5 protein-coding genes are annotated in these 6,359 nt (G+C 59.2%); 3 read left to right on the plus strand and 2 right to left on the minus strand.

The genetic code is table 11. The features are described 5' to 3' along the window. The first annotated feature begins 17 nt into the window (after positions 1–17). Positions 18–1,298, plus strand: a complete 1,281-nt coding sequence (locus tag NOM67_RS21480; protein ID WP_255940119.1) for a hypothetical protein — start codon at positions 18–20, stop codon at positions 1,296–1,298. Positions 1,299–1,465: 167 nt separating this feature from the next. Beyond that, positions 1,466–1,675 (plus strand): cell division protein ZapB, encoded by a 210-nt coding sequence (locus tag NOM67_RS21485; protein ID WP_033113622.1) that lies wholly within the window; start codon positions 1,466–1,468, stop codon positions 1,673–1,675. Positions 1,676–1,747: 72 nt separating this feature from the next. Here NOM67_RS21485 and elbB read toward each other — a convergent pair whose 3' ends face one another. Then, positions 1,748–2,398 (minus strand): isoprenoid biosynthesis glyoxalase ElbB, encoded by a 651-nt coding sequence (elbB, locus tag NOM67_RS21490; RefSeq protein ID WP_156854893.1) that lies wholly within the window; start codon positions 2,396–2,398, stop codon positions 1,748–1,750. Positions 2,399–2,797: 399 nt separating this feature from the next. Between elbB and polA the strand changes: the two genes are divergently transcribed. Continuing rightward, positions 2,798–5,551, plus strand: a complete 2,754-nt coding sequence (polA, locus tag NOM67_RS21495) for a DNA polymerase I (RefSeq protein ID WP_255940122.1) — start codon at positions 2,798–2,800, stop codon at positions 5,549–5,551. A gap of 85 nt (positions 5,552–5,636) precedes the next feature. Here polA and NOM67_RS21500 read toward each other — a convergent pair whose 3' ends face one another. Beyond that, positions 5,637–6,179 (minus strand): gamma carbonic anhydrase family protein, encoded by a 543-nt coding sequence (locus NOM67_RS21500; protein ID WP_156854889.1) that lies wholly within the window; start codon positions 6,177–6,179, stop codon positions 5,637–5,639. Positions 6,180–6,359 lie beyond the last annotated feature (180 nt).

The raw sequence follows: 6,359 nt of genomic DNA on the forward strand, positions 1-6,359 counted from the left end.
CCCGGCCGGAGTAGTCGATGGCCAAACGCTGGTCGGGTTATCTGATCCTGGGGATGTGGCTGCTCAACCTGCTGCATCTCTATCTGGGGTTCTCTCCCTGGCCGGCGGCCATCGCGGCTTGGGCTGCTTCTCTGCTCACCTGGCCATGGCTGGCCGGCGCCGCCAGACGGCAGGCGCTGGCACTTTACGGTGCTGCGTTTGTGCTGTTGCTCTTCTCCTGGTGGCGGGGGGCCAGCTTCAGTGCCGATGCCTGGCTGCTGCCCAATATCAATATGCTCACCATGTTTGCTGCGGTGAGCACCCTCAATCTCGCTACCTCGGGTCTCTTGACCGGCACTAGCTCATGGCAAGGGCGCAAGGGGCTGTGGAGCACCATGGCCAGCCTCAATCTGCTGGGGGCCGTCATCAACCTCTCGGTGCTTTTTATCATCGGCGATCGGCTGGAACGTAACGGTACCCTTGAGCGACGTCAGGTGCTGGTGCTGAGCCGCATCTTCTGCGTTGCCGCCTTCTGGTCCCCCTTCTTTGTCGCCATGGCGGTGGCACTCACTTACGCACCAGGCCTCAAGCTGTCGAACATCTTGCCGTTTGGCGTGGTGGCGACCCTGCTGGCTATGACGATAACGGCCTGGCAGGTAGAGCGGATCGGGGTGGCGGATTTTGCCGGCTATCCGCTGCGGCTGCAGACCCTGGGACTGCCGATCACCCTGGCCGGGCTGGTGCTGCTCATCAAGCAGATCTGGCCAGATCTCGGCATCATGGCGGTTATCGCGCTGGTGGCACCCTTGCTGGCGCTGCTGTTTATGCCGCATACCGGCCGCAAGGCCGCGCTCAAACGGCAGGTGGTGGAGCGCTTTCCCGCCATCGGCGGTCAGCTGGTGCTGTTTCTGGGGGCTGGCCTGCTGGCTGCCGGCATCAACAGCGCCGTGTCGGTCATCGATCTCGGCGGCGGGCACAGTTTGCCGCTGTTCAACCACTTCGGCTGGCTGGAGGCATCTCTCGCGCTCTTGCTGATCCTGCTGGTCGCCATCGTCGGGGTACACCCGCTCATCAGTATCTCCGGACTGGCGCCGTTGCTCTGGCCTCTGTCACCGGATCCCAGCCTGCTCGGCATGTGTTTTCTGCTGGGGTGGGGGATTGCCACGGGCACCAGCCCGCTCTCCGGATCCAATCTGGCGCTGGCCTCCCGTTACAACCTGAGTGCTGCCGCCATCTTGCGTGGCAACCTGCTCTATGGCCTGCTGATGTACGGGGTTGGCTGCCTGCTGATGGGGGGCTATATCGCTCTTCACCGGTGAGCTGCGCAGGATGCGAGAAAAATAGACGCATATTTAGACAATACCTCTGTGGAAGAGGCATTTTGCAGCGCACTGGCTTGTTTGTGCCGATAGGCTCGGGGTATGCTGGCTCCACGCGCTTGAATCGCCCTCTGTGGGGCATCGCAATTGAACAAACAGGTATGCATATGTCACTAGAAGTCCTTGAGCAACTCGAATCCAAAGTACAATCCGCCGTCGACAACATCTCCCTGCTGAAGATGGAGCTGGACGATCTGAAAGAGCAGAACACCAAGCTGCAAGACGAGAACCATCAGCTGCGCAATGAGCACGCTGCATGGCAGGAGCGTCTGCGTGCCCTGCTGGGCAAGATGGATCAGATGGGCGAAAGCATCTGATCGGTCGCTATCCGCGAGAATTGAAAACGGGCCGCTCCATGAGTGGCCCGTTTGTTTTGGTTGGCCGGGCAATCAGAGTGTCAGCAGCTGTTTGACGGTTTTCTCGATACCGTCTGCCGCTTCTACGATATTGCTGGCCAGCATGTAGGCAGGAGTGGAGATCACCTTGCGCTCCTGATCCACTACGAACTCGTTGACCGGACAGTTGAGGTGGCTGCCGCCCATCGCTTCGATGGCGTTGGCGGTGCCTTCGTCATGGCCTATGGTGGCCAGGGTGCCGGCGCCGTAGATGAGCGGGATCATGGCCGGAGCGATGCAGATGTAGGCGGCCGGTTTGTTGGCATTGGCAAAGCTCTGGCACGCCTTTAGCACATCAGGCTGGATTTGGCACTCCGCCCCCTTGATGGCGAAGTCGCACAGGTTCTTGGCTGCGCCAAAGCCACCGGGTACCAGCAGGGCGTCATAATCGACCGCATCCAGCTCGGCCACATCCTTTATCTGGCCACGGCAGATACGCGCCGCTTCGACCAGCACGTTGCGACTCTCCCCCTCGCTCACTTCACCGGTCAGGTGGTTGATAACATGGAGCTGCGTGACGTTCGGAGCGAAGCACTGCACGGCAGCACCCTGACGTGCCAGCGCCAGCAAGCTGATGACGGCCTCGTGGATTTCTGCTCCGTCAAAGACGCCGCAGCCACTCAAAATCACGGCCACTTTTTTCATGGCAAACTCCTTGTTGTTGAAAATGTGAGCCAAGATGGATTGTTGTACTTTTGTATGGTTATCGCTCGCCATCCGCTGGTCAAGTCATCTTGCTGTGCTAGGATTGTTTCGTTTCGGATCCTGCCGTACCTACTCCCTTAAATTTTTTCCACATTGATCGAGATCATTCTCATGGTCTGGCGATCAGTTTTTGTGATCCCAATATATTGTTATATATGTGTTTTTTGTTTTTTATCCACAAGGTTGTCACTGTGGTTTTTCCGCGACTCCATTTTTGAGCACAGAGTTATCCACAGAACTGAGGTTTGTGTGGCTCTTTCTGCCGGGTCTCTGCCCCCCTTGGTGTGAGGGGGCCCCTGTGGCATCCTAGCGGCTGTTTATCTCTGGCAGGACGATTTCATGGCCCCTAGCAATCCCCTTATTCTGGTCGACGGCTCCTCTTATCTTTACCGCGCCTTCTTTGCCTCCCAGCAGGCCGATCTGCGCACCTCGACCGGTTTGCCGAGCGGCGCCGTCCGTGTCATGGCCAACATGATGCGCAGCCTGCGCAAGCAGTATCCCGACTGCCATGTGGCCGTGGTGTTCGATGCCAAAGGCAAGACCTTCCGCGACGACATCTATCCCGAATACAAGGCCAACCGGGCCAGTATGCCGGACGATCTGCGCAGCCAGGTTGCCCCCATCCATCAGATGATCAAGGCGATGGGTTTCCCCTTCCTGATGGTGGAAGGGGTTGAAGCCGACGATGTGATCGGCACTCTGGCCCGTCAGGCGACCGAGAAGCAGCTGCCGGTGCTGATCAGTACCGGTGACAAGGACATGGCGCAGCTGGTCTCCGACCATGTCACTCTGATCGATACCATGAAGGACGTGAAGACCGATCGGGAAGGGGTGATCGAGAAGTTCGGCGTACCGCCCGAGCTCATCATCGACTACCTGGCCCTGATGGGGGATAAGGTGGACAACATCCCCGGCATGACCGGCGTTGGCGAGAAGACCGCACTGGCCCTGCTGCAGGGGATCGGTAGTATCGACGAGATCGCCGCCAACCTCGACAAGGTGGCTGCACTCGGTTTCCGTGGCTCCAAGGTGTTCGCCGACAAGTTCCGCGAACAGGAGGAGCAGGTGCGCCTCTCCTATGTGCTGGCCACCATCAAGACCGATGTGGCGCTGGATCAGAGTCTGGAAGAGCTGCAGCTCGGCCCCATCGACAAGGAGGCTCTGCTGGCGGTCTATCGCGAGTACGAGCTGCGCAACCTGATCAAAGAGCTGGAATCCGGCGGCGCTGATGAGATCGAAGCCGAAGGTGATGATGACGGTGCCGCCCCGGTAGCCGCCATCGAGACCGACTATCGCTGCATTCTGGACGAGGCCGAATTCGACGACTGGCTGGCCCGTCTGCAGGCGGCTCCGCTGTTTGCCTTCGACACCGAGACCACCAGTCTCGACTATATGGAAGCGCGGGTCGTTGGCGTCTCCTTTGCCATCGAGCCGGGCAAGGCAGCCTACGTGCCCTTCGGCCACGACTATCTGGGGGCACCGGTGCAGCTGACCGAGGCCGTGGTACTCGGCAAGCTCAAGCCGCTGCTGGAAGATCCGGCCCGCCTCAAGGTTGGGCAGAACCTCAAGTACGACCGCAACGTGCTGCTCAATCACGGCATCGAGTTGCAGGGTATCGCCTACGACACCATGCTCGAGTCCTATGTGCTCAACTCCACCGCCAGCCGCCACGACATGGACTCGCTGGCCCGCAGGTATCTGAACGCTGAGACTATCTCGTTCGAGGATATCGCCGGCAAGGGGGTCAAGCAGCTCACCTTCAACCAGATCGAGCTGGAGCAGGCGGCTCCTTACGCAGCGGAAGATGCCGACATCACCCTGCGTCTGCATCAGGCGCTGTGGGGCAAGCTCTCTACCGAGCCGGGCCTCGCCAAAGTATTCAGCGAGATCGAACTGCCACTGCTGCCGGTATTGGCGCGGATGGAGCGACTCGGTACCACTATCGAACCCAAGCTGCTGCATCAGCAGAGCCAGGAGATCGAAGTGCGTCTGGCGGAACTGGAGAAGCAGGCCCACGAGCTGGCCGGGCAGGAGTTCAACCTCTCCTCGCCCAAGCAGCTGGGGGAGATCCTCTTCACCAAGCTGGGGCTGCCGATCATCAAAAAGACTCCCAAGGGGGCGCCATCTACTGCGGAAGAGGTGCTGGCCGAGCTGGCTGAGACCTATGAGCTGCCGCGCCTCCTGATGGAGCACCGTGGGTTGGCCAAACTGAAGTCCACCTACACCGACAAGCTGCCGCTGATGATCAAGCCCCAGACTGGGCGGGTGCACACCTCCTATCATCAGGCAGTGGCGGCGACCGGTCGGCTCTCCTCCACCGATCCCAACCTGCAGAACATCCCGGTACGCAACGAACAGGGGCGCCGCATTCGGCAGGCCTTCATCCCGTGCGCCGGTTACAAGCTGGTGGCGGCGGACTACTCCCAGATCGAGCTGCGCATTATGGCGCATCTCTCTGGCGACAAGGGTCTGCTGACTGCCTTCGCCGAGGGCAAGGACATCCACAAGGCGACCGCCGCCGAGGTGTTTGGTGTAGCGCTTGATGCGGTGACCAGTGACATGCGCCGCAGCGCCAAGGCGATCAACTTTGGCCTCATCTACGGTATGAGCGCCTTCGGTCTGGCCAAGCAGCTGGGTATCGGCCGTGCCGAGGCGCAGAAGTACATGGATCTCTACTTCGAACGCTACCCGGGCGTGCTGGAGTACATGGAGCGCACCCGCCAGCAGGCGGATGCTCAGGGTTATGTCGAGACCCTGTTTGGCCGTCGTTTATATCTGCCGGATATCAAGTCGCGCAACGCCGGTCTGCGCAAGGCAGCCGAACGGGCCGCCATCAACGCGCCCATGCAGGGTACGGCTGCCGACATTATCAAGCGCGCCATGATCAACGTGGATGGTTGGATCCGCGGGATTGAAGATGAGTCGATCCGCATGCTGATGCAGGTACACGATGAACTGGTGTTCGAGATCCGCGAAGAGAAGCTGCAGGAGTACATCGCCATCATCAAGGAGAAGATGTCTGCCGCGGCCGAACTGGATGTGCCGCTGGTGGTGGAGGCGGGCACCGGCGACAACTGGGATCAGGCCCACTGATCTCCGGTCAGCCGTTCTGCACGGCTATATAGCTATATAAGAAGCGAAGCCCGGCATCATGCCGGGCTTCCTGTTTCTGCCAGCCCTATAAGGTCTCTTGCAGATACTCATCCTTGAGCAGCACATAATTGTCGGCTGAGGTTTTGAGGAAGGCGACCTCGGCAGGCTTGAGCGGGCGAGCCTGTTTGACGGGATTACCTATATACAGAAAGCCCGACTCGAGTCGCTTGCCCGGTGGTACCAGCGAACCTGCGCCGATCATCACATCATCTTCAACCACGACGCCATCAAGCAGAATGGCACCCATGCCGACCAGAACCCGGTTGCCGATGGTGCAGCCGTGCAGCATCGCTTTATGGCCGACCGTGACATCTTCACCGATCAGCAGTGGATAGCCGGTCGGATTGCTGGCGCTCTTGCGGGTCAGGTGCAGTACCGTGCCGTCCTGAATATTGCTGCGGGCGCCGATACGGATATGATTTACATCCCCCCGTGCCGCTACCATGGGCCAGATGCTGGCATCGTCAGCCAGCTCGATATCGCCCACCAATGTCGCGCAGGGGTCTACATATACCCGCTTGCCCAATTGCGGGCGTTTTCCCTTGTAAGGTCTCAGTCGCAAGTCCATCTTTGCCTCCATGTTTTCGGTCATTCTAACAACCGGAAGGCTATTTCTGTGGATAAGTTTGTATAAAAGCTGTGGTTGGAGATGAATAACTAAAAAAGTACGTTTTTTTGCAATTTTATTGCAGGAGAGGGGTTGCCAGAACGAATTCACTCCCTATAATGCGCCTCCATCGACACGGCA

The sequence above is a fragment of the Aeromonas sp. SG16 genome, from assembly GCF_024436135.1.
Lineage (GTDB): Bacteria > Pseudomonadota > Gammaproteobacteria > Enterobacterales > Aeromonadaceae > Aeromonas > Aeromonas jandaei.